This is a genomic window from Acinetobacter amyesii (genome assembly GCF_002018365.1).
GTDB lineage: Bacteria > Pseudomonadota > Gammaproteobacteria > Pseudomonadales > Moraxellaceae > Acinetobacter > Acinetobacter amyesii.
This window is the reverse complement of the sequence record NZ_MVKX01000003.1, coordinates 209142-231883: the sequence shown is the minus strand read 5'-3', so window position 1 is coordinate 231883 and position 22742 is coordinate 209142. Positions and strand designations below refer to the sequence as shown.

At 41.7% G+C, this 22742-nt stretch carries 21 protein-coding genes and 1 pseudogene; 17 read left to right on the top strand and 5 right to left on the bottom strand.

Annotated elements, in window-relative coordinates; all coding sequences use genetic code 11:
- Positions 1–10 precede the first annotated feature (10 nt).
- The 3 genes from dmpG (at position 11) to B1202_RS06430 (ending at position 4007) form a co-directional block, all read left to right on the top strand.
- A complete protein-coding gene (dmpG, locus tag B1202_RS06440; protein WP_078189747.1) occupies positions 11–1030 on the top strand; it encodes a 4-hydroxy-2-oxovalerate aldolase in 1020 nt (339 codons plus the stop codon).
- A 546-nt stretch (positions 1031–1576) separates the two neighbouring features.
- Positions 1577–2857: an OprD family outer membrane porin gene (locus B1202_RS06435; RefSeq protein ID WP_078189746.1), complete on the top strand. Its 1281-nt coding sequence runs from the start codon at positions 1577–1579 to the stop codon at positions 2855–2857.
- 292 nt (positions 2858–3149) lie between these two features.
- Positions 3150–4007: an alpha/beta fold hydrolase gene (locus B1202_RS06430; RefSeq protein ID WP_078189745.1), complete on the top strand. Its 858-nt coding sequence runs from the start codon at positions 3150–3152 to the stop codon at positions 4005–4007.
- Positions 4008–4407: 400 nt separating this feature from the next.
- Here the strand turns inward: B1202_RS06430 and hcaR are convergent, their stop codons facing one another.
- Complete coding sequence (gene hcaR, locus B1202_RS06425; RefSeq protein WP_078189744.1) at positions 4408–5313, bottom strand: DNA-binding transcriptional regulator HcaR; 906 nt, start codon at positions 5311–5313, stop codon at positions 4408–4410.
- Positions 5314–5592: 279 nt separating this feature from the next.
- On the opposite strand from hcaR, the gene hcaE reads away from it, so the two are divergent.
- The 12 genes from hcaE (at position 5593) to B1202_RS06365 (ending at position 18275) form a co-directional block, all read left to right on the top strand.
- Complete coding sequence (hcaE, locus tag B1202_RS06420) at positions 5593–6960, top strand: 3-phenylpropionate/cinnamic acid dioxygenase subunit alpha (RefSeq protein ID WP_067763943.1); 1368 nt, start codon at positions 5593–5595, stop codon at positions 6958–6960.
- Positions 6957–7475: a 3-phenylpropionate/cinnamic acid dioxygenase subunit beta gene (gene hcaF / locus B1202_RS06415; RefSeq protein WP_078189743.1), complete on the top strand. Its 519-nt coding sequence runs from the start codon at positions 6957–6959 to the stop codon at positions 7473–7475. Before hcaE ends, hcaF begins: the two co-directional genes overlap by 4 nt.
- A complete protein-coding gene (hcaC, locus tag B1202_RS06410; protein WP_078189742.1) occupies positions 7475–7801 on the top strand; it encodes a 3-phenylpropionate/cinnamic acid dioxygenase ferredoxin subunit in 327 nt (108 codons plus the stop codon). Before hcaF ends, hcaC begins: the two co-directional genes overlap by 1 nt.
- A 2-nt stretch (positions 7802–7803) precedes the next feature.
- Complete coding sequence (hcaB, locus tag B1202_RS06405; protein ID WP_067763930.1) at positions 7804–8622, top strand: 3-phenylpropionate-dihydrodiol/cinnamic acid-dihydrodiol dehydrogenase; 819 nt, start codon at positions 7804–7806, stop codon at positions 8620–8622.
- A 65-nt stretch (positions 8623–8687) separates the two neighbouring features.
- On the top strand, positions 8688–9650 hold the full coding sequence (locus B1202_RS06400) for a 3-carboxyethylcatechol 2,3-dioxygenase (protein WP_078189741.1): 963 nt from the start codon (positions 8688–8690) through the stop codon (positions 9648–9650).
- A gap of 11 nt (positions 9651–9661) precedes the next feature.
- Positions 9662–10897 (top strand): 3-phenylpropionate/cinnamic acid dioxygenase ferredoxin--NAD(+) reductase subunit, encoded by a 1236-nt coding sequence (hcaD, locus tag B1202_RS06395; RefSeq protein WP_078189740.1) that lies wholly within the window; start codon positions 9662–9664, stop codon positions 10895–10897.
- A gap of 294 nt (positions 10898–11191) precedes the next feature.
- The gene (locus B1202_RS06390) at positions 11192–12100 is read left to right on the top strand and encodes a DMT family transporter (protein ID WP_078189739.1); all 909 of its coding nucleotides are present in this window, start codon (positions 11192–11194) and stop codon (positions 12098–12100) included.
- Between the two features lie 226 nt (positions 12101–12326).
- Positions 12327–13268, top strand: coding sequence for a cation diffusion facilitator family transporter (locus tag B1202_RS06385; protein WP_078189738.1), 942 nt, complete (start codon positions 12327–12329; stop codon positions 13266–13268).
- Positions 13269–13328: 60 nt separating this feature from the next.
- Positions 13329–14384, top strand: coding sequence for an MBL fold metallo-hydrolase (locus tag B1202_RS06380; RefSeq protein WP_078189737.1), 1056 nt, complete (start codon positions 13329–13331; stop codon positions 14382–14384).
- 311 nt (positions 14385–14695) lie between these two features.
- Positions 14696–16888, top strand: coding sequence for a catalase/peroxidase HPI (gene katG, locus B1202_RS06375; protein WP_078189736.1), 2193 nt, complete (start codon positions 14696–14698; stop codon positions 16886–16888).
- A 546-nt stretch (positions 16889–17434) separates the two neighbouring features.
- Positions 17435–17719 carry a hypothetical protein gene (locus tag B1202_RS06370; protein WP_078189735.1) on the top strand — a complete coding sequence of 95 codons (285 nt, stop codon included), beginning with the start codon at positions 17435–17437 and terminating at the stop codon, positions 17717–17719.
- Positions 17720–17786: 67 nt separating this feature from the next.
- Positions 17787–18275: a GNAT family N-acetyltransferase gene (locus B1202_RS06365; RefSeq protein ID WP_078189734.1), complete on the top strand. Its 489-nt coding sequence runs from the start codon at positions 17787–17789 to the stop codon at positions 18273–18275.
- Positions 18276–18561: 286 nt separating this feature from the next.
- Here the strand turns inward: B1202_RS06365 and B1202_RS06360 are convergent, their stop codons facing one another.
- Both B1202_RS06360 and B1202_RS06355 read right to left on the bottom strand, forming a co-directional pair.
- A complete protein-coding gene (locus tag B1202_RS06360) occupies positions 18562–18981 on the bottom strand; it encodes a DUF6530 family protein (RefSeq protein ID WP_078189733.1) in 420 nt (139 codons plus the stop codon).
- Positions 18982–19260: 279 nt separating this feature from the next.
- Positions 19261–19884 (bottom strand): TetR/AcrR family transcriptional regulator, encoded by a 624-nt coding sequence (locus tag B1202_RS06355; protein ID WP_078189732.1) that lies wholly within the window; start codon positions 19882–19884, stop codon positions 19261–19263.
- A 91-nt stretch (positions 19885–19975) separates the two neighbouring features.
- Here B1202_RS06355 and B1202_RS06350 point away from each other — a divergent pair.
- Positions 19976–21636: pseudogene (locus B1202_RS06350) on the top strand (acyl-CoA dehydrogenase family protein).
- Between the two features lie 194 nt (positions 21637–21830).
- A complete protein-coding gene (locus tag B1202_RS06345) occupies positions 21831–22031 on the top strand; it encodes a hypothetical protein (RefSeq protein ID WP_078189843.1) in 201 nt (66 codons plus the stop codon).
- A gap of 22 nt (positions 22032–22053) precedes the next feature.
- Here B1202_RS06345 and B1202_RS16435 read toward each other — a convergent pair whose 3' ends face one another.
- Complete coding sequence (locus tag B1202_RS16435; RefSeq protein ID WP_171262604.1) at positions 22054–22215, bottom strand: hypothetical protein; 162 nt, start codon at positions 22213–22215, stop codon at positions 22054–22056.
- Positions 22216–22282: 67 nt separating this feature from the next.
- Positions 22283–22711: a hypothetical protein gene (locus tag B1202_RS06340; protein WP_143221582.1), complete on the bottom strand. Its 429-nt coding sequence runs from the start codon at positions 22709–22711 to the stop codon at positions 22283–22285.
- Positions 22712–22742 lie beyond the last annotated feature (31 nt).

Sequence of the window (22742 nt, the reverse complement as noted above, 5' to 3'; positions counted from 1 at the left end):
GAGTAGCCACATGTCTAAGGTTATTATTCACGATATGACTTTACGTGATGGTATGCACCCAATGCGCCATCAAACATCAATCGAGCAAATGATTGCTATTTCAACTGCGCTTGATGATGCCGGTGTACCGCTGATCGAAGTTACTCATGGTGACGGTCTTGGTGGTAACTCAGTGAACTACGGTTTTGCTGCAGCAACTGATGAAGAATACCTAAAAGCCGTTATTCCAAACCTAAAACAAGCGAAAGTGTCTGCACTTTTACTTCCGGGTATCGGTACGGTTGATCATTTGCATATGGCACATGATGTCGGTGTATCGACTATTCGTGTGGCAACACATTCAACTGAAGCAGACGTTTCTGAACAGCATATTACGGCTGCGCGTAAACTCGGCATGGACACTGTGGGCTTCTTGATGATGGCGCACATGGCTACACCAGAGAAATTACTCGAAGAAGCACAAAAAATGGTGTCTTACGGTGCAAACTGTATTTATGTAACAGACTCTGCAGGTTACATGCTTCCTCAAGATGTAACTGACCGTGTAGGTATCTTACGTGCAAACTTGGGTTCAGAGATTGAACTCGGTTTCCATGGTCACCACAACTTAGGTATGGGCGTAGCAAACTCTGTTGCTGCTGTTGAAGCGGGTGCGATCCGTGTCGACTTGGCATCTGCGGGTCTAGGTGCAGGCGCAGGTAATACACCACTAGAACTATTTGTTGCAGTGGCGAACCGTATGGGTATGGACACTGGCGTAGACTTGTTCAAAGTTCAGGACGTTGCTGAAGAATTGGTTGTACCAATGATGCATCAACCGATCCGTGCTGACCGTGATGCAGCAACTCTAGGTTATGCAGGTGTGTATTCTTCATTCCTATTGTTCGCAAAACGCGCTGAAGCGAAATACGGCGTATCTGCTCGTGAAATCCTCATGGAATTGGGCCGCCGTGGTACTGTTGGTGGTCAAGAAGATATGATCGAAGACTTAGCATTGACTATGTCTAAAGCAAAAGAAGCCAATGCTTAATTTGCTTTAAATCAAAAAGCGCCCGAAATGGGCGCTTTTTTATGCCTCAAGTGGCTGTATTGGTTTGATTTTAAGTTGAAATTAACTTGAGATTGATTTGAGGCATGAAAAGCGGATTGAAATTGGAAAAGGTGAGCGAACCAATGGCCGATTTCGAGCAGTCATGGTGGTGAAATTTAACTTTAAGTTGCTGATGATTATATAAATTAAATATCATGTGATAGCTAAACTTTATAACAAAAATAAGGATAAATCTCAGCAAAAAACTTTGATTAAACTTAAAAGCAATTAATCCAGCGTATGTAATTGCGAAAAATAAAAAACTTTCTATTTTACGTTAATAAAACATGGGGTTAATTTAATCAGTCGTTCTAAATAATAAAAAAGAGTTATTGTTTTAATCTCTAAGGAAAATAAGCAGAAATCGCATCCTAAGTTCAAGTCGTACAAAAGCCTGATAAACCTTAATACTGTAGTCGGATTTTTTTCCAAGGTATTGTTGAGCATGATGATGTCATAGCTTAATTTGATCACTGGGAATAAGCCATGCGTCGTCAAAATTTATGGATAGCAATTCTTGCTGCGACAGCAACATTAGGAACATCTGCAACTTATGCGGACTTTGTTGACGACAGCCAAGTACAATTGAAATTTAAAAACTTCTACTTAGACCGTCAAATTAAAGAAAATCCGGCGGGTAACTGGGGTTCATGGTCACAGGGTGTGACTTTGGATGCCAAGTCAGGGTATCAAGATATTGGTGCAGGTATTCAAGTGGGTGCTGACCTTTTGGTTCAACACGCATTTAAACTTAATGCACGTGATAAAAACCCAGACTGGATCTTGCCGCACGATGGTAAAGAATCAAAAGATAACTTTGGTAAAGTGGGCGTGACCCTTAAAGCCAAAGTATCTGAAACTGAGTTGAAAGTGGGTGAGTTATTACCGGTTTCTCCAGTGTTGGTTTTCGATCCATCACGTCAGTTAATGACGACTTATAGCGGTGCATGGTTAGAATCGAAAGAGATTAAAGATACCAAGTTAACTTTGGCATATATTGACGGGATCAATAACCGTTATGACAACCAATTCCGTGATTTATCAATGTTCGCTCCAGGTAAAAGATTACCAGATGGAACCATGGGTCATTATGATCTTGGGCCAACTTCTGATGGTATGTATATTGCGGGTATTGACCATCAATTCACACCTGAAATTGGTGGTAGCTACTGGTATGCCGATGTTCAAGACATCTACACACAGCAATATGTCGGCGCGAACTATAAAACCAAGTTAGGTGACAAAGCCAAACTGGATAGCCATATCCGTTACTTCGATAACTCGGATTCGGGTGACAAACTATATGGCGAAATTGATAACCAAGCCTTATCGGTTGGTGCGAAAGTGAATTACGGTTCGCATACCTTTGGTTTGGGCTATCAACAAATGTTTGGTGATAATGCCTTCCCAACACTAGGCGGATGGGTGCCACAGCCGTACTTAGTCAACTGGGGTGTAGCAACTTTTACCAATGTAGATGAAAAATCATGGGGCTTTACCTATGGTTATGACTTTGCAGAACTTGGTGCGAAAGGCTTAAATGCTACAGCGGTTTACTTTACCGGTTCTGATGCGGAAATTGGTACTGCAAATGGCATCCTGAAAGATCAAAAATCTGATGAACTTAACTTAATCGTGAACTACACCGTACCTGAAGGAAAGTTGAAAGGTTTAGGTTTTCAAGCGATGTATATCGACGCCAATTATGACTGGAAATCTGATTTGCAAGAGTACCGTGTCGCGACAACTTATACCTATAAGTTCTAATTTCTCAGGATAAAAAAGAGGGAAGTGGATTCATTGCTTCCCTTTTTATTCGCAGGGCTATTCAAAAAAGAAATACCTCAAAGATTTTATGGATATATTTTTGAGTTATGTATTTAAAAACAATAACTTAAATTATAGTCTATTTATTGTTTATGATCGTAAATATGTATCAGTTAGCAGTGGCTGAACAGGTAATATGAGACTGTAAAAACCACAAAATCCAAAAGAGTCCCCTTGTGTTTAAATCCGTTATGGATTGAAACATAAGCTCTACGCAATACGAGGAGCATGTATGAGCACTGTTCAGATTCCTGACTATACAACTGATTCATTCTTTGGTTTAGAAGATAAATGGATTGAAACTGCTGAAGGCGAATTAACGCATTACCACGAAGTGGGTGAAGGCACACCAATTCTATTTTTACACGGTTCAGGTACAGGTGTATCTGCTGCTGCAAACTGGTGGTTAAACCTTCCACAAATTGGTGAACAAGCACGTTGTATCGCTATCGATACTATTGGCTATGGTCAAACTGTTGTTGCACCGAATACTGCTTATGGTATCCGTGCTTGGGTTGATCACGCTGTACGTACACTAGATGCCCTAGGTATTGAAAAAACTTGGTTAGTGGGTAACTCACTCGGTGGCTGGTTAGCATTCCAAATGGCTTTAGACTATCCAGAACGTGTATTGGGTATCGTGTCTATGGGTACAGGCGGTGCGAAACAAACTGCAGCACTTAAAGCACATGCAAACCCTGTATTAACTGAAGAAGGCATCAAGAAAACTTTGTCTATGTTTGTTGTAAACAAAGACTTGATCACAGACGAATTGGTAAAAGTACGTTTTGCATCTGCTGCAAATGACTATGCATCTAACCGTTTGATGGATGTTGTTGGCGCACGTGACCGTGACCGTTTCGAATTCCCACTCGACTTCGAAAAAATGAAAGACATTACTGTACCAGTATTGCTTATTCACGGTGTTCAAGACGTGGTGATTCCTGTATCTCGTACGTGGGATATTTTGAACACTGTTCCAAATGCCGATGCGCATATCTTTAGTCAATGTGGTCACTGGTCACAAGTTGAAAAAGCTGAAGAATTCAACACAGTTATTAAAGATTACTTAACTGCACGCGGTGTTTAATCGAGCAGCTGAGTTAATAAAAAAAGGGATGGTTTAGACCATCCTTTTTTATATAAAAATTTTGACTTTAAAACAATAAATGAGTATTATTCTCATTAATAAAGCAATAGTGTACGGTCTAAATCAGTAAAAAGGCACAAAATAAGCCCATCTAAATGGTTGGGGAAGGGGAATTATTTATTAGACTTAAGTTGTAAATCGGCAATTTTTAGCAATTTTTATCAATGTCTAAACTAAAATTTATAAGTTATTTTCCATCAAGTCGATATGCATGATAGATAAAATGCGTCGATTAAAACATTTAAACGATTAAAAAAGCGACTTTTTAGCCATAAAAAAAGCACCATTATTCATTTTAAAAATAATGGTGCTATATCTATAAATTATGACTTGGCGAAAATTAACGCTGTTCGCGATTAATATCGAGATAAAAAACTTTGGTTAGCAGTTCAAGGAATTTATCTACAGCCACAGAACTCGCCGTTTTTCGGTAACTTACGTACAAGTCTAGATACGGTAATTCGACATCTAAAGGACGAATCACGGTATTGTTCATGGTCAATGGCGCGATGTATCCCGGTAGGATCGTGCAGCCTAAGCCCATGCCGATGGAGTTAATGTTAAACAGGATATTGTCGGCTTTTTGCACGATATTAAATTGAATACCATGGGTTGAAGCAAAGTCCAAAATGGCTTCATGCAACGTGCCAGATTGTTCACGTGCAGGAATGATAAAATCAATCCCATTCAATGCTTTAACAGGAATACGTTCGTACTTCGCTAAAGGGTGATCTTTGGGTAAAATAAAGATTAGCGGTTCACGCAGTACAAATTGACTTTCAATTTCGTCGCTATGGAAGTTATTGCGGGTAAAAGTGATATCCAGTTCACCTTTTTGCAGCAATTTCATCTGATCGCGGTTATTTAAACTGAGTAATTCAATCTTGAGTTCTGGGTTCTGAACACGTAAATTTGGCAGCACATAAGGGAAGATTTTCATCTCTGCGACAGGGACAAAACCAATGCGCAGCATCTGCTGTTTGGCTTGTGAAACCTGACGTGCCATAGCGACAGCTTTGTCTGCTTGTGCCAAGGTTAAACGTGCTTGTTCTAGAAATACGGCACCTTCTTCTGTGAGCTCAACTTTACGTTTAGTACGGTGCAACAGTTTTACGCCGACATCTTCTTCAAGATCTTTAATTTGTTGGCTTAAAGAAGGTTGAGCAGTATAAAGTTTTAACGCAGCTTTACTGAAATTGAGTTCTTCAGCGACAGTAATAAAGTAGCGTAAGTGTCGTAATTCCATATAATCAACCCGTGGAGTAATCCAAAAAATGTCTTACTTAGAAGTCCGTTCAGTATAATCTATAAACAACTATTGCGTGAGGATTATTTTACCATTCACGAAATAAATGGTGTTCTCGGCAATTTAAAAAAAATGCCATAAAAAAAATCTACCGTAATAATCCATAAAATCTCTTAATTAAAACAAAATAAATATTTCCCGAAAATCGGTCTAAAATCCATCATCGTTGAAAAGTTGAGTCTATTACTTTGTGCCTTACTGGTCACAGGAGAGCTTTTCATGAGTGGAAAAATTGATGTGCGCGAAATCGATGCTTTGGTCGATGCACAAAATGGACGTATCACGCCATCTATCTATACCGATCCAGACATTTACGAACTTGAATTAGAACGTGTGTTCGGTCGTACATGGTTATTCCTATGCCATGAGAGCCAAATTCCTAAAGCCGGCGATTTCTTCAATACCTACATGGGTGAAGATCCGATTATCGTGGCACGCCAAAAAGACGGCTCAATCAAAGCATTCTTAAACCAATGTCGTCACCGCTCTATGCGTGTGAGCTTCGCAGACTGTGGTAATACACGTGCATTTACTTGCCCGTACCACGGCTGGTCTTACGGCATTGACGGTTCTTTAAAAGATATCCCACTTGAAGACCGCGCGTTCCCGCACGGTGCTTGCAAAGAGAAATGGGGTCTTGTTGAAGTTAACCGTGTTAAATCATACAAAGGCTTAGTATTCGCTTGTTGGGATGAAACTACACCTGACCTAGAAGAATACATGGGCGATATCGCTTGGTACTTAGATGGTGTTCTTGACCGTCGTCCAGGTGGTACAGAAATTATTGGTGGTGTACACAAGTGGGAAATCGAGTGTAACTGGAAATTTGCAGCTGAACAGTTCGCATCTGACCAATACCACGCATTGTTCTCTCACGCATCTGCGATCCAAGTATTGGGTGCAAAACCAGATGACGAATCATCTAAGAAATTAGGTGCTGCACAAACCGCTCGTCCTGTTTGGGAAACTGCGAAAGACGCGATTCAATATGGTTCACGCGGCCATGGTTCAGGCTTCTTCTTTACTGAAAAACCAGATGCTAACGTTTGGGTAGATGGTGAAGTGGCGAACTACTTCCGTGAAACATTTGATGAAGTGAAAGAGCGCCTTGGCGAAGTACGTGCACTTCGTCTTGCAGGTCACAACACCATGTTCCCAACATTGTCTTGGTTGAACGGTACTGCAACGCTTCGTGTATGGCACCCACGTGGTCCAAACAAAACTGAAGTGTGGGCATTCTGTATTGCAGACGCTGAAGCATCTCAAGAAGTGAAAGAAGCATTCGAACGTTCTGCAACTCGTGCATTCGGTCCTGCTGGTTTCCTTGAGCAAGATGACTCTGAGAACTGGATTGAAATTCAAAAAGTTTTACGTGGTTATAAAGCCCGTCAAAACAAATTAATTATGGAAATGGGTAAAGGTAACGAGAAAGTACGTGAAGATGGTATCCCGGGTATCACTAACTACATTTTCTCTGAAACTGCAGCGCGCGGTATGTACCGTCGTTGGGCTGACCTATTGATTCATGAAAAATGGGAAGACGTTGAAGCTGCGGCTGACGAATATGAGAAGGAGCTTATGAAATGAGTCAAGTTAGTTTAGAACTCCATCACCAAATTAGTCAGTTCCTTTATCAAGAAGCCAAGCTTCTTGATGACTGGAAGTTCCGTGATTGGTTGGCTGTGTTAGCGGAAGATATTTCTTATACGCTTCGCACCACACCAAACGCGCAAACACGTGACCGTCGTCGTTCGATTGAGCCACCAACAACTTGGGTATTTAACGATACTAAAGATTTGTTGGAACGCCGAGTAGCTCGTTTAGAGACAGGTATGGCTTGGGCTGAAGAACCTCCTTCACGTACAACGCACATGGTTTCAAATGTGATCGTTGAAACGACTGAAGTTGAAGGTGAATACGACGTTTACGTAACGTACTTGTTGTACCGCACACAGAAAGAGAAAGATGTAACGATCTACTGTGGTAAGCGTCACGACAAGATCCGCAAAGTCGACACTGAGCAAGGTTTCCAAATCTTCAACCGTAAGATTACCCTTGATCAGGTGACTTACAACTCACATAACCTGAGCGTGTTCTTCTAATGAATAAGATTTTTGTTTGCCAAGTTGATGACTTAGACGAAGGCGATGCATTGAAAGTAGATTGTGGCGTGAATGGTATTGAAGCGCTTGCAGTATTTAACAATGGCGGAGAATTCTTCGCAATGAACGACCGTTGTTCACATGGTAATGCTTCTATGTCAGAAGGCTACCTTGAAGATGACGGTACTGTGGAATGCCCACTTCATTCAGCACGTTTCTGTCTGAAAACTGGACAAGCATTATGCTTACCAGCAACAGATCCGATCAAAACATTCCCTGTGATTGTTGAAGATGGTGCTTTATACGTAGAGATGGCAGGAGAGTAATCATGGGTTGGCTACAAGGCGAAGTTGCACTTATTACCGGTGGTGGTTCAGGCTTAGGCTGGGCATTGGTTGAACGTTTCTTGGAAGAGGGCGCGAAAGTTGCTGTTCTTCAACGTTCACAGTCCAAAGTTGATGCATTGAAAGAACATTTTGGTGACCGCGTGCTAGCGATCGCAGGAGATGTAGCCAGCTATGAGGATAATGTTCGCGCAGTTCAAGCGACTGTTGAACATTATGGCAAACTTGACTGTTTCGTCGGAAACGCAGGTATCTGGGATCATTATGCAGATATCGTCAATACATCGGGTGAACAGCTAGAAAAAGCTTTTGATGAGATTATGGGTATTAATACCAAATCACTCATCTTAGGTGCGAAAGCTGCACTCGATGCATTGATAGCTTCTGAAGGTTCTATCATATTTACTTTGTCTAACTCTGCACTGTATTCAGCAGGCGGAGGCCCTGTATACACAGCATCTAAGCATGCAGGTGTGGGCATTATGAAAGAACTGGCTTATGAGCTTGCGCCTAAAGTACGAGTGAATGCTGTTGCACCGTCGGGTATGAATGTCAACATCAAAGGCGCTGCGTCTTTAGGTCAAGAAAACCTTGGTCTACTCGATGCGCGTGATCCTGAGAAGATTGCCCGCGGTATGCCGCTCAACTTCTTACCAGAACCCGAAGATATGACTGGTTCTTATGTGTTATTGGCATCTCGTCAAAACAACCGTCCATTGACAGGCGTTTTAATTAACGCGGAATGTGGTCTAGGTATCCGTGGTTTACGTCAACCACGTGCTGGCTTCTTTGACGAGATCTAAATCGCCAAAAACGTAAAGGACTTACTCGGCAGCCGTTTTGGCTGCCTTCCGTTTAGGAGTCACCCATGGCCGTTAAACTCATTTGTGCATCGCACAGTCCCCTAATGGAATTTGCTTCTCCGCAAGAGAAATATAAAGAGGAAAAAGTTCGTGAAACTTTTGCCAAACTTGCGAAAGAAGTTGAAGACTATAATCCAACATTGATCATTACTTTTGGTCCAGACCATTTCAATGGTTTCTTCTATGACCTGATGCCAAGCTTCTGCGTGGGTATTCGTGCCAAAGCAGCAGGTGACTGGGATTATGGTAAAGACAATGATCACATCAACGTACCTGAAGAAACTGCAGTGAATTTAGTACGTCGTGTGTTGGATGAAGGTGTTGATGTTGCGTACTCATACCGTATGCAAGCAGATCATGGCGTGACTCAACCATTACATTTCCTATGTGGTGGCAAGCTTGATCGTTATCCAACGATTCCAATTTTTATCAATGGTGCGGCTGCACCGATGCCGACAACTAAGCGTACAGTCGCTTTGGGTCGTGCAGTCGGTCAGTTTATTCAATCATTGAACCTCGAAAATGAACGTGTATTGATCTTGGGTACAGGTGGTCTTTCACATGATCCACCAACGCCGCAAATGGGTTCAGTTCCACCTGAAGTGGAAGAGTTCCTGATTGCAGGTCGTAACCCAACTGAAGAGGCACGTAATACACGTCAAGGCAAAATCATTGCTGTCGGCCAAAAGCTCGCGGCGGGTGATACTTCTGTGGCAGTGCCACTTAACCCAGAATGGGATCGTGCATTGCTTGAGACTTTTGCCAAAGCTGACTTTGCGGCTATTGAAGCGATGACTGAAGCTGAAATTCGTGCCGAGGGCGGTCGTGGTGGTCAAGAAGTCCGTTCTTGGATGGCTGCATTTGCTGCACTGCATGAAGTGGGCGAATACGACATGACTACACATTGCTACGAAGACATTAGTGAGTGGATTGCGGGCTTCGGCATCGTATCTGCAGAATTGAAATAAGGAATATACCCATGAGCCAAAATGGTATCGAAACCATCGTTATTGTTGGAGCTGGTCAAGCTGGTGCTAGCGCCATTTTAGAACTCCGTGCGAACAAGTATGAAGGCAAAATCATTTTGGTGGGTGATGAAACACATCTTCCTTATGAACGTCCGCCTTTGTCGAAAGACGTGATTTTAAAACCTGAAGACACCAAAATTGAAATTTTGTCAGAAGAAAAACTGGCAGATTTGGGTGTTGAACATATTCGCGGTAATGGTGTGATCAGCATTGACGCAGCAGCGAAAACTGTTCAACTCAAAAATGGCGACAGCATTGCATTTGATAAGCTATTGCTTGCAACAGGTGGAGCTGCTCGTCGTTTACCAAACTTTGATGCTTTGGGTAAGCACGTTTATACCCTGCGTAATCTTGAAGATTCGCAAGCGCTTGTCCCTGTTTTACAAGCGGGTCGTCGTTTAGTGTTGATTGGCGGTGGGGTGATCGGTTTGGAACTTGCATCTTCTGCACGTTCTAAAGACTGTGACGTGACCGTAATTGAAATGGGTCCAATGGTGATGGGTCGTTCATCTCCACGCGTGTTGAGCGAATTCTTATTGGCTCAGCAACGTCTTGCAGGTGTGGATATCCGTCTTTCAACTGCCATTGCAGATTGCAAACTCGACGGCGAAGAAGTGGTTATTACCCTTGAAGGGGGTGAAGAACTACGTGCGGATGCAGTGATTTACGGTATTGGTATTGTGCCAAATGCACAGCTTGCTGCTGAGGCAGGCTTAGATGTTGATCTTGCCATTAAAGTAAATGAAAACTGCCAAACTTCGCATCCTGATATTTATGCAGCTGGCGATGTGGCAACTCAGCTTCGTGACTGTGGTAACCACCGCCGCGTGGAAACGTGGGAAAATGCCAACCTTCAAGCAGGTATTTTTGCCCGTCATGTGATGGAAGTTGAACACCCAACACCAAATCCAGCATGGTTCTGGACGGATCAGCTCAATATTAACTATCAATTTGTAGGTGATATGGCTGCTGCGGAATGGATCGCACGTGGTGAAGTAAATCCTGAATTAGCTGCAGAATCATCATTTGTTTTATTTGGTGTGACTGACGGTGTGATCGTGGGTGGTATCACGGTAAATGCTGCGAAAGAAATGCGTCATCTTAAAAAGTTGATCAGCAAGAATGCAGCGTTTGAAGCAGATAAATATTTAGATCTGAGCCAAGATCTTCGTAAGCTTGTGAAATAACTTTTGCGTTATTAATGCGTTTACAAAAGGGCAGACCTTGGGCAACCTAGGTCTGCTTTTTTATATCTTTGGCTTTGTTGTCACTGCCCTAAATTTCAGTTTTGGTTTATATGTCTTTGCGGAGGCTATGCCTTACTTTTCAAAGATGAAAAGTAACAAAAATCTTCTGCTTATCTGAGGGTACATCCCTATACCCCAGATAAGCAGGCGACATCCATGTCGCCCCCAGCATAATTAATGATGGGGAGGAGTCGATTTTTAGTCTTATCCCTGATTTATGCGATAGAACCATTTATGAACTCTAATTCCTCTCCGATGATTGTCACGGCAAGTATTTATGCTTTGCTGGTACTGATTTGGGCGACGACGCCGCTCGCGATTGTATGGAGTGTTGCGGAAATCCACCCGATGTGGGTGCTGATAATTCGCTATTTGGGGGCTTCCATCATTGCTTTATTTTTATTGAAGCTGATGCGTGATCCTTTGCCTTTTGATCAGACCTCACTCAAAAGTTATGTGGCGGGTAGTCTGAATTTAATTGGCGCGCAGCTGTTTATTTATCTGGCTGCCAATTACCTGACTTCAGGTTTGATGGCGTTGATATTTGGTTTTTCACCGTTGATTGCAGGCTTGATTGGTCATGTGATTTTGAAAACCCAAAAGTTAATCGCTTTACAATGGGTTGGGATGGCGATTGCGGTCGCAGGCTTGAGTTTTGTCTTTGCAGATTCGGCAGACAGTAAAGTGAACCCATGGGGTGTGGTGTTGATGCTGATCAGTATGGTGTCTTATATCAGCTCAATCTTTTGGGTCAAACAAATTAATGCACCATTAAAACCGATGTCGCAAGCCACAGGCTCGCTATTGGTTTCCGCATTGGGTTCGTTGTTGATTATTCCATTTATCTGGCAACATTTTCCAACGGCATTACCAAGTCGCCGCGCGATGATTGGATTTGTATTTACCATGATCATGTCATCGATTGTGGCAATGCTATGTTATTTCTGGCTGATTAAACGCTTAAATGCCTCAACGGTGTCATTGAGTAATGTGATGACTCCTGTAATTGCCTTAGTCCTCGGTGCGACATTAAACAATGAACAAATCAGTCCGAATGCCTTTATCGGCATTGTGGTGGTGATGTTTGGAATCGTGATGTACTTTTGGAAAGAGTGGCGCGAACAATATTTTAAGCGGGTTTAACTTTATCCATCGGAACAAGGAAGCTTCGGCTTCCTTTTTTTGTACTCCACGTTTGCGCGATAGAGCGTGTTTCACATGGAACATGAAGGGCATTGTAGAAACAATCGACAGTTGGTGTAAAAACAACAAAATAACAAACAACAGCTACAGTCAGTTTGAGTACTATGGAATGAGCCATAAAATCAAATAGATCTGTTTGATAAAAATAAGTTTAGGACAATTTTGAATGTCTGAATCTAATAAAGTCGTTGTGTATGCAGCCTTATTCGGAAATCTTGCCATTGCCTTGGTTAAGTTTGTGGCTGCTTATTTGACGAATAGTTCAGCCATGTTGAGTGAAGCCATTCACTCTGTGGTTGATACTTTAAATGAAATCTTACTGCTCTACGGTATGAAAAAATCGCAGCAGCCAGCAAATGCACGCCATCCATTTGGCTATGGGCGAGAGCTGTATTTTTGGGCCTTTATTGTGGCATTGATGGTCTTTGCTTTAGGTGCGATTGTGTCGATCTATCAAGGGGTTAGTCATATTTATCATCCCGAAGAAATGCAAAATCCGATGATTAACTATATCGTGTTAGGTATTGCGATTTTGTGTGAAGGGGCCTCTTGGTTTGTCGCTCTGAAAGCGTTTCGTAAAATCAAAGGTAAACAGGGCTATTTTGAGGCATTTCGACGCAGTAAAGATCCGACGACATTCACGGTATTATTTGAAGATACTGCAGCGCTGATAGGTCTGTTTATTGCCCTGATCGGGATTTATTTATCGCATGCGCTGAATATGCCAATGCTCGATGGTCTGGCGTCGATTTTGATTGGTGTTGTGCTCGCTGTTTCAGCGATCTTACTTGCACGTGAGACTAAAGGATTGCTTATGGGGGAAACCGCAGACCCGCAGTTGAGGCATAATGTCTTGATGGTGGCAGAGCAAGATCCCGCAGTGCATTCTGCCAATGGGGTGTTAACAGAGCAGATGGGGGCACATCAAGTTTTGGCATCTTTGAGTCTTGAATTTAAAGATAATTTAACGTCTGATGATATCGAAGCTTGTGTCAACAGAATTGAAGCACAAATTAAACAGCTTCATCCTGAAATTGTGGCACTCTTTGTCAAGCCTCAATCTCGGAAGGTTTGGCTTGAGCGCATGAAAGGTCGTCTTGATCAGTAGGTCTGCGAGGTTAAATACTTTGCATGGTTTGTCAGCACAGTGAATGAATTTTAAATACACATGAATCAAAAAACTCAATCAGCACAGTTTCAAATCAGTACTGAACGCTGTATGAAACATACGTGGACGAAGCCTGTATTTGATTATCTGGCAACCGACCATTTTAATGGGGAAAAATTCTTTAATACCATTCGAAATCCAGATCCGTTTACGCGTAAAGATATGCTGAAATGGATCATGACGCGTAAAAGCGATACGTGGAAAGTAGATCGTGAGCAAGAATACCAACAGTTTTTTGCATCTTCACGCAGCATTCCACAAAATCGACCTTTGGCTAAAATGGATGATTGGTTAGTTTGGTTTGTTGGGCATGCTACGGTGCTAATTCAAATTGGTCCGTATAATTTTTTGACCGATCCTGTGTGGGCTGAGTATGCAGGCCCACGTCAGGGGACTGGACCACGACGTGCTTGTCCTGCAGGCATTGCCTTAGAAGAATTACCCACCATTCATGGGGTTTTACTGAGTCATAACCACTACGATCATATGGATTTGGCAAGTCTAAATTGGTTGCATGAGCAATTTGCCATGCCGATTTATACCGGTTTAGGTAATGCTTATTATTTGCCAACACACTTCAATGTCATCGAACTCGACTGGTGGCAATCGGAAATGTTCGAAGATTTACGCATCGTCTATACACCGGCACAGCATGGCTCTGGGCGGGGTTGGCGCGATCAAAATCATGCCTTATGGGGCGGGTTTTCTATCGTACATAGCACAGGGCATTTTTTCTTTGCAGGTGATACCGGTTATGCCGCACATTTCAAGCAAATCCATACACGCTTAGGCGCACCGCGTGTGGCGTTATTGCCGATTGGGGCTTATGAGCCACGTCGTTTAATGAAATATTTGCACATGAATCCCGAAGAGGCATTTCAAGCGCACAAAGATCTACAGTCTAAATGTTCATTGGCGATGCATTATCGGACTTTTCAGTTGACCGATGAAGCTAGAGATCAGCCGGAGCATGACTTACATCAAGCAATGCGAAAAACGTCAAAGTTAATGAATCCATTTTTGACCATGCATGAAGGCAAAAAACTGATTGTTTAAACAATCAGTTTTTTTGCATTAACGCTGTGCAAATTGTTTGATCAGACTCGATAAAAGGTTCGAGATAGAAATATCCATTGTTTTTTAAAGACTATTATTTGAATAAATGCCAATTCACGAGTCATTCTAAATTTAAATGTGAATTGAAAAATAACTAATTATTTTTTAAATGGTTATATAGAAATAATCGATTGTGTTCATTCGTTAAATTCGCTTTAGATTGTCACAAAAACCCTATATGTTGTAATGAAAAGAGATTTCAATAGTTCACGGTTCAAACATTTACTTCATAATTATTTTGGAGCTACGAAATGACACAAGATACGCAAGCATCAGGTTGCCCATTCCATAACAAATTGGAAGGTGGTCAAACCAGTTTAGCCAGCACAAACAATGCTGATTGGTGGCCCAACGCGCTTAACCTCGACATTCTTTCCCAACACGATAAAAAAACCGACCCGATGGATCCTGACTTTGATTATGCAGCAGCATTTCAGTCATTGGATTTGGAAGCGGTAAAAGCGGACCTGCGTGATTTAATCAACAGCAGCCAAGAGTGGTGGCCATCTGACTATGGTAGCTACATTGGTATGTTCGTGCGTACTGCATGGCACTTGGCCGGTTCTTACCGTAAACAAGATGGTCGTGGCGGTGCGAACACTGGTAACCAACGTTTTGCGCCACTGAACAGTTGGCCGGATAACGTCAATACAGATAAAGGCCGTCGTCTACTTTGGCCGATTAAACGTAAATACGGTAACAAGATTTCTTGGGGCGATTTAATCGTTTTGGCAGGTACAGTTGCTTATGACGTTGCGGGTCTGAAAACTTTCGGATTCGGCGGCGGTCGTCTCGACATTTGGGCACCTGAAAAAGACATCTATTGGGGTGAAGAGCGCCAATGGTTGGCGCCAACTAAAGAACGCTATGCAAGTGATGCAGACCGTTCATCGTTAGAAAATCCACTGGCTGCGGTGCAAATGGGCTTGATCTACGTGAACCCTGAAGGGGTAGATGGTGTTCAAGATCCGCTTCGTACAGCACAAGACATGCGTGTCACTTTTGACCGTATGGGTATGGATGACGAAGAAACTGTAGCGCTTACAGTCGGTGGTCATACCGTAGGTAAAGCACATGGTAATGGTAAAGCTGAACTTCTGGGTAAAGATGTAGAAGCTGCTGATGTAGAATTCCAAGGCTTAGGTTGGCATAACCCTGAAGGTACGGGTAATGGTCCAAACACCATGGTCAGTGGTTTGGAAGGTGCTTGGACAACCCATCCTGACAAATGGGATAACGAGTTCCTTTACTTGCTGTTCACTTATGAGTGGGAAAAAACCCTCAGCCCAGCTGGTGCGAAACAATGGGAACCTGTGAACATCAAAGAGGAAGACAAACCTGTTGATGCACACAACCCGAATATCCGCCGTAATCCAATGATGACAGATGCCGATATGGCGCTGAAATTTGATCCTGCTTACCGTGCGATTGCAGAGCGTTTCTATAATAATCCTGAACAGTTGAATGATGCTTTTGCCCGTGCTTGGTTTAAATTGACGCATCGTGACATGGGTCCGAAAACTCGTTACTTAGGTGCAGACGTTCCAGCCGAAGATTTAATCTGGCAAGATCCAACACCGAAAGGCAATACGCTGTCTGAAGCAGACGTTGCAAGTCTAAAAGCCCAGCTGTTAAACAGCGGCTTATCTGCGGCGGAATTGATTGCTACAGCATGGGACAGCGCACGTACTTACCGCGGTTCAGACTACCGCGGCGGTGCAAATGGCGCGCGTATCCGTCTTGCGCCGCAAAAAGACTGGGCAGGCAACGAACCAGCGCGTCTAGCGAAAGTGTTGGCTAAACTTGAAGAAATCAAAGCTGCTTCAGGCGTTCAGGTCAGCATTGCAGACCTCATCGTGTTGGGCGGTACAGCAGCCGTTGAGCAAGCGGCAAAAGCTGCTGGTGTAGAAGTGGCTGTTCCATTCCTATCAGGCCGCGGTGATGCATCTCAAGAGCAAACCGATGCTTACTCATTTGAAGACTTTGAGCCAAAAGCGGACGGTTTCCGTAACTTCGTGAAAGCGGATTACGTGGTTCAGCCTGAAGAGCTGTTATTAGACCGTGCGCAATTGCTGGGTCTGACTGCACCTGAAATGACCGTGCTGGTCGGCGGTTTGCGTGTACTTGGCGCGAACTTCGGTGACTCTAAAGCCGGTGTGTTCACAGACAAAGTGGGCACATTAAGCAATGACTTCTTCGTGACCTTGACCGATATGGCTTACAACTGGAAGCCGACAGGCAAGAACTCGTACAACATCGTCAGCCGCGCAACAGGTGAAACCAAATACACAGCAACACGTGTAGACCTTGTATTCGGTTCTAACTCGATTCTGCGTTCGTATGCGGAAGTGTATGCGCAAGATGACAACAAAGCGAAGTTTGTAAAAGACTTTGTTGCAGCTTGGACAAAAGTAATGAATGCAGACCGTTTTGATGTGAAATAATTTGCATTGATCTAGTTTGAAAAAAACCGCCTTAGGGCGGTTTTTTGTGGAACAATGAAGTTTCAAGTAAAAAACCTTAGTTTGTTAAACCTTGGCTTTTTTATGGGTTAAAACTTATTGAAATCATTAAACTAATACAGTCGATTTCGTATAACGCGTATTATGTTAATTTTAGGAATTCTTAATCATCTAAGCTAAAGAAGTCTAAATTAAGCATAAAAATGGAATGCAGATTTTACTGAAATTAGAGGGCATGATTTAAAGACTGAATTTGATGATGCCATGATCCGAGCATCTTACTTGTGTAAGTCTGAGCAAAAGGATTTATTGCTTGAACATATCAAACGGTATTCTTTTGATCAGACAAGAGCTAGCAGTGCTATGAATGGTGATCTTTATAAACAAGCATCTTAATAGGTGCTTTACATATAACTATTCAAAGATATGAATTATTAATTAATTTCTTGAACATAGACCTTGAATTTTACTCATTCGTATCAACTTACTTACTAAGTAAACAATACATTAAGATATCAAGGAACGTAAATGACTATTCCAGCAGTGGTGGAGCACTTAATTTCAGAGTTGAAATCATGTGATGAGCATGACTATACAGAGACTTTTACTAAAAAACATAATATTGAACTACAGAAAGAAACGAATAAAGTATTCTTAGTTAAATCTGCACGAGACAATAACTCATCTCAAGATAATGATTTAAGTGAATATGAAGAACGAGATGGAGATTCCGTAGTTAAGCGATACTATGAATGGGAAATTGGAGATAAATACCCACCACATTCAACATCTTCAGGATATGTTGTTATCTAAATTTAACAAGCCCATTTAATAATGGGCTTTTTACTTTATGAACTCTATTTTATTGTAATGGTTATATATGAATAATTCTGAAATGGCTCTTTTAGCTTTTCACCACTTACAACAGGCATATCAACAGAACTTAATTTCTTTTGAGCCTTGTAAGACTTCAAGTAATTTATTTTTACACCTCGATTTTCCAACAGGAAATCAGAATGAGCCAAGACTTACATATGTAATTTTTGACCCCAAAAATCCTAAGAAAATTGTAGCTCAGTGTATTGTGAATTTTTCACGTATGATATCTCAATATGATCGTAAATGGGATATTGGTTGGTGTGTTGATGACGAATATCGAAACCAAGGTTATGGTTTTAAAGTAGCAGAATTAGCTTTAGAAGCATTTTCAAATAGTCCAAATGTCAAAGGAGATGTGATAGAAGCTTCTGTAGATGAAAATAATATAGCATCGCTTAAAATTGCTGAAAAGCTTATTGGTTCAAAAGAGCTTTTATTTAATGAAGATACAAATTTAACTGTGCATAGTTTTCTTAAGGTTATTGCTTAAATTAATTCACCGCTTTTTTTGGTTTTTTTAAGAAAAAATTTATTTGGTGAAAAATATACTATCAAAGAACTATACCCAAACGATAATTTGATAAAAGGCACAAATTACCTATCAATAGATTAATTTTTAATAACTAATGATAGGTTTATCATAAAATTTATCAAACCTAAGATTTAACATAAAACCTCTTATGCGAAATTAAAAAAATACAGTAAAAATAGTCACTTAAGACTTAGTTTTTTGATTTCGTATAGAGTGTATTATGTTGATTTTAGGAAAATTAAACTTAATATCCCAACACTTTGAGATATCTAGACAATCTTTTTAAAGATTTATCTAAATATTCTTCATCATTAGCCACACCTTCTTTCAAAACTTCAATCAATGCAGGGTTCTTTGATAAAGTGATATGAAAGTCATCATAAATTGGTAACTTTTCATCCTTAGCGTAACTGATAGACGCACATAATAAGCTAGCTAAATCTAATACACGATGAATAGGTAACTCTTCTGACTGTCTTGACCATTTTTCTCCCGTATATCTCCAAACTTTTGCAGATAAATCCATTTCCTCTGCATCACTCCACTGTGCTAAGCCTATTGATAAACCTTCAGCATCTGATTGATTAGCAAATTTCCCATCTAACTGTGTGTAGTCTTCCAATTTTACAATTGGTTTATGTGACAAATGAGTTGGTATATCCATGTTCAAACCCTTTTAGTAAGTAATTTAGTTAATTGTTTATAAAACATATTAGTAACATTTTTACTAAAAACTTTACTAAAATAAAGAATTATTTTTCCTCCCTATTTAACATAATGGTGCTTATGCGAAATAGTTTTAATAACAAATTAAAAATCAATTAGTTGAGTAATTAAAAAATCACAATTCATCTTCAAAAAAAGCGACTTTGAAACAAGTCGCTTTGTTTTTAATCAGCTTTGGTCACTTTTGCCACTAAAAATACATGTTTATGTACGAAATTTAGCTACGGTAATCTAAATTTTTTAGGAACTGAACAATATCCATCTCCAAAACATTCCAATCCTTAAATGTCGGCTCAATCAACAAAGTCTGTGACACAAAGCCATAACAGACTCGCTGCATATTTAAAGCCATCGACTTGAGCTGTTCATCATCCTGTATAAACGGCTCGAGAATGCTGCGCCACATCTGCACCATCATGGCATAACTTTTACGGTAACTTTCAATCTCTGAAATCTGTCGTTCCAACAAAAATACCTGCGACCATAAAAACTGCTGTGCTTGAATTTGCTCAATTTGAAAGTGAATAATTCGCTCCAAATACGCCCGAACATCCAAATCTGTGGATAACTTGATCAAGCTTTGTGCATAACTTTTTAAGCTTTCCGCATTGTGTTTCACATGCAAATGAATGGTCAGCGCAATCAAATCTTCCTTCTTGGAAAAATACTCATAGAACGTCCCCAAGCCAACGCCTGCAAGGTCGGTAATTTCCCGAATGGTAATTTGACTGGCAGGGCGCTCATGCAAAAGCCGAACAAAACTGTCCTGTAGGGCTTCTTGTGTCAGTTTGGCCCGTGATTGACGTGGCTTGCGCCGTATTTGAATGGCTGAATTCTTCATATTTTTAAGCGTGGAAAACCGAACGTCTATGCTTTAAATTTTCTCTATACTGAAATGAAAAGCCAACAAGAACAAGCGGAAAATATAGACGATGAATACATTAGAACAGACATGGATGACACATCAAATCAGCAACCAATTTGATGAACTGGAAAACTACAATCTATTTTCAAGCGATACGGTTTTGCATGAAATCTTGAAACGCTACGGCAGCCATGATCAGCCGACCTTATGTGAAATGGGTAAAGTTGCAGGTTCAAGTGAATACTTTCAGCATGGGGCTTTAGCCAATAAACACACGCCAATCTTACATGCCTTCGATGCCCGTGGTCGCCGTACCGACTTTATCGAATTTCATCCCTCATGGCATAAATGGATGGGACTCAACCGTCAGTTTGATACCCATCACATCCTTTTAATCAGCCTAACTCTAAGACTAAATGGGTGGAATGGGCTGCACGTTTTTATCTTGCAGGTCAGGTCGAATGCGGCAACTTATGTCCAAACTCAATGACGCTGGGCAGTATTCCACTCATTCAGCGAGAGCCTGAACTGTGGGCGAAAATTGGCGAGAAGTTGCTGTCGACGGAATATGATGAGCGGGATGTACCGATTGCGCAGAAAAAGTCGATTTGGCTCGGTATGGGCATGACCGAAAAGCAGGGCGGTTCGGATGTGCGTGCCAATGAAACCATTGCCGTGCCTGTGGCAGAAACAGGACGAGGCAAGGCTTATTTACTCACAGGGCATAAATGGTTTTTCTCTGCACCGATGTGTGATGCGCATTTGGTGGTGGCAAAAACCGAACAAGATGGTTTGGCCTGTTTCTTTGTGCCGCGTTGGTTGGAAGATGGCACCAAGAATCAAATTCAGGTACAGCGCCTAAAAGAAAAAGTCGGTAATCGCAGTAACTCAAGCTCGGAAGTCGAATTTAAAAATGCGTGGGGCATCATGATTGGTGAGGCAGGGCGAGGTATTCCGACCATTATTGAAATGGCGAATTACACCCGTCTGACCTGTTCGGTCGGTTCGAGTGCCATGCTGCGTCAAGCTTTGGTGCAATGCATTGCCTATACCCGTCAGCGTCAGGCTTTTGGTAAACATCTGATTGATCAACCACTGATGCGTGCAGTTTTGGCAGATTTGGCTTTAGAGAGTGAAGCAGCGACGCAGCTCAGTTTCCATTTGGCGCAGTGCTATGAATCGGATGATGCTTTGTCTGTTGCATGGAAACGCATCATGACCCCAGCAGCCAAGTTTTGGATTTGTAAGCGTGCCGTAGAGCTAACAGGGGAGATGATGGAAGTCTTTGGCGGCAATGGCTATGTCGATAACGGCATCATGGCGCGCATCTTTAAAGAAGCACCTGTGAATACCATTTGGGAAGGTTCAGGCAATGTGATGTGCTTGGATGTATTGCGAGCGATTGGACGTGATCCTGAATCCATGGAGGTACTGTTTAAAGATCTCGCTTCAACTGCAAGTACAGATAAAGCCTTGCAAACAGAATTGCAGGACTTGTTCAGGTTGTTCCATCAATCGCCTGAAGATTTACAATTTATGGGGCGCAGTTTGGTCAGTCGTTTAACGCTACTTGCACAAGCGGTTTTACTGAAACGCTATGCGCCTGACTATGTAGCGAATGGTTTTATTCAAAGCCGTTTTAGCGCTAAACATGGGCAAGTGGTGGGGATGTTGGATGCCAAAATGGTCGATATTGAGCGCGTATTAGAACGGGCGTTTGCAAGCTAAATACAACGTATTTCCCTCTCTCAATGGGAGAGGGGTGTGGAGAGGGGAATAATGTGGCAAAGCAATTTTTTATGAATTTGGGACTAACTACGCTGTATCAAAAAGCCATAGGAAAGTGCTTGAAAAAATCTAAAAATAGACCAATATATGCACTACAGCACGAGGGTGCTGTATAGGCAAAAAGGTGAATGCAAATGGCAAAGAAAAAAGTCCTGCCTGAAGTTGAAGTTCGCAACTTTGTGGCAAAACACATGAACGATTTTAACAAAAGCCAAACTTTTGTAGATCGAAAGAAAAATGCAAAACGCGGCTATGCAAAGCACAAAAAAGGGGGATATTCGAATGATTATCTCCCTTTTTATTTCAGTGTATTTTTAAGTTTTCTAGTACGTTAAATTATTCTGCGTCAACATCTGCTTAAATAAATTCCGCATCATATTCCATACGTTTCGCTGTTTGCTTCGCAATCTCTAGGCCATGCAATTTGGCCACAATATAAAGCGATGCATTGATCCCCGAAGAAGGCCCCGCAGCATCTAAGACTTCAACTTCGTTGAATAACAAAATACCGACGTTCATTCAGATAGTTCCATGCGGGACTGAACGCATGGGTTTTGAGTTGCAATGTAGGGCTATGAAACATGTCTTATTTTGAAAATAAGTCCTCAAACATTTTGTTGAATGTGGATTTTTGTTGCGGTCTAGACGCTGTGCTTTGATGTTTTGCAGCATCATTGGGTTGCTGGAGTACGTGTTCCACTTGACTGGTCAATTGCTCAAACCATGTTGAGTCAGTGTGATGCGTCTGATTTAGCTGTTTGGCGTGCTGTGCAGCCAGTACCGATGGATCATTTTTACCTAAGCGGCGCTGTTGTGACGCAGTAATTTCTATACCGAGTAAGGGGGGAATACGAGAGCGGCTGACTGGAGCTTTGAATTTTGTTGGTTTGGTTGGGCGTGTATTGACTTGTTGTGCTTGGGACGGTCTAGGTCGAGTTGAGGATGCTTTTTCAATCGGTGTGTCGTGTTGCAGCTCTAACATTTTTTGTTTGAGTTGTGGATGGATCTTTGTCATATAAAAGGCAATGGCGACAAAAGCCAGAAAA

Excerpts from the sequence above, each read along its gene's own strand:
- hcaR (WP_078189744.1), bottom strand. The coding sequence starts at position 5,313 with ATGGAATTACGACACTTACGCTACTTTATTACTGTCGCTGAAGAACTC.
- B1202_RS06360 (WP_078189733.1), bottom strand. The coding sequence starts at position 18,981 with ATGGATATACCAACTCATTTGTCACATAAACCAATTGTAAAATTGGAA.
- B1202_RS06380 (WP_078189737.1), top strand. The coding sequence starts at position 13,329 with ATGAATCAAAAAACTCAATCAGCACAGTTTCAAATCAGTACTGAACGC.
- hcaB (WP_067763930.1), top strand. The coding sequence starts at position 7,804 with ATGGGTTGGCTACAAGGCGAAGTTGCACTTATTACCGGTGGTGGTTCA.
- B1202_RS16435 (WP_171262604.1), bottom strand. The coding sequence starts at position 22,215 with ATGAACGTCGGTATTTTGTTATTCAACGAAGTTGAAGTCTTAGATGCT.
- hcaD (WP_078189740.1), top strand. The coding sequence starts at position 9,662 with ATGAGCCAAAATGGTATCGAAACCATCGTTATTGTTGGAGCTGGTCAA.
- B1202_RS06340 (WP_143221582.1), bottom strand. The coding sequence starts at position 22,711 with ATGACAAAGATCCATCCACAACTCAAACAAAAAATGTTAGAGCTGCAA.
- hcaE (WP_067763943.1), top strand. The coding sequence starts at position 5,593 with ATGAGTGGAAAAATTGATGTGCGCGAAATCGATGCTTTGGTCGATGCA.
- B1202_RS06370 (WP_078189735.1), top strand. The coding sequence starts at position 17,435 with ATGACTATTCCAGCAGTGGTGGAGCACTTAATTTCAGAGTTGAAATCA.
- B1202_RS06365 (WP_078189734.1), top strand. The coding sequence starts at position 17,787 with ATGAATAATTCTGAAATGGCTCTTTTAGCTTTTCACCACTTACAACAG.
- B1202_RS06435 (WP_078189746.1), top strand. The coding sequence starts at position 1,577 with ATGCGTCGTCAAAATTTATGGATAGCAATTCTTGCTGCGACAGCAACA.
- B1202_RS06355 (WP_078189732.1), bottom strand. The coding sequence starts at position 19,884 with ATGAAGAATTCAGCCATTCAAATACGGCGCAAGCCACGTCAATCACGG.
- hcaC (WP_078189742.1), top strand. The coding sequence starts at position 7,475 with ATGAATAAGATTTTTGTTTGCCAAGTTGATGACTTAGACGAAGGCGAT.
- dmpG (WP_078189747.1), top strand. The coding sequence starts at position 11 with ATGTCTAAGGTTATTATTCACGATATGACTTTACGTGATGGTATGCAC.
- B1202_RS06400 (WP_078189741.1), top strand. The coding sequence starts at position 8,688 with ATGGCCGTTAAACTCATTTGTGCATCGCACAGTCCCCTAATGGAATTT.
- B1202_RS06345 (WP_078189843.1), top strand. The coding sequence starts at position 21,831 with ATGGCAAAGAAAAAAGTCCTGCCTGAAGTTGAAGTTCGCAACTTTGTG.
- hcaF (WP_078189743.1), top strand. The coding sequence starts at position 6,957 with ATGAGTCAAGTTAGTTTAGAACTCCATCACCAAATTAGTCAGTTCCTT.
- B1202_RS06390 (WP_078189739.1), top strand. The coding sequence starts at position 11,192 with ATGAACTCTAATTCCTCTCCGATGATTGTCACGGCAAGTATTTATGCT.
- B1202_RS06385 (WP_078189738.1), top strand. The coding sequence starts at position 12,327 with ATGTCTGAATCTAATAAAGTCGTTGTGTATGCAGCCTTATTCGGAAAT.
- katG (WP_078189736.1), top strand. The coding sequence starts at position 14,696 with ATGACACAAGATACGCAAGCATCAGGTTGCCCATTCCATAACAAATTG.
- B1202_RS06430 (WP_078189745.1), top strand. The coding sequence starts at position 3,150 with ATGAGCACTGTTCAGATTCCTGACTATACAACTGATTCATTCTTTGGT.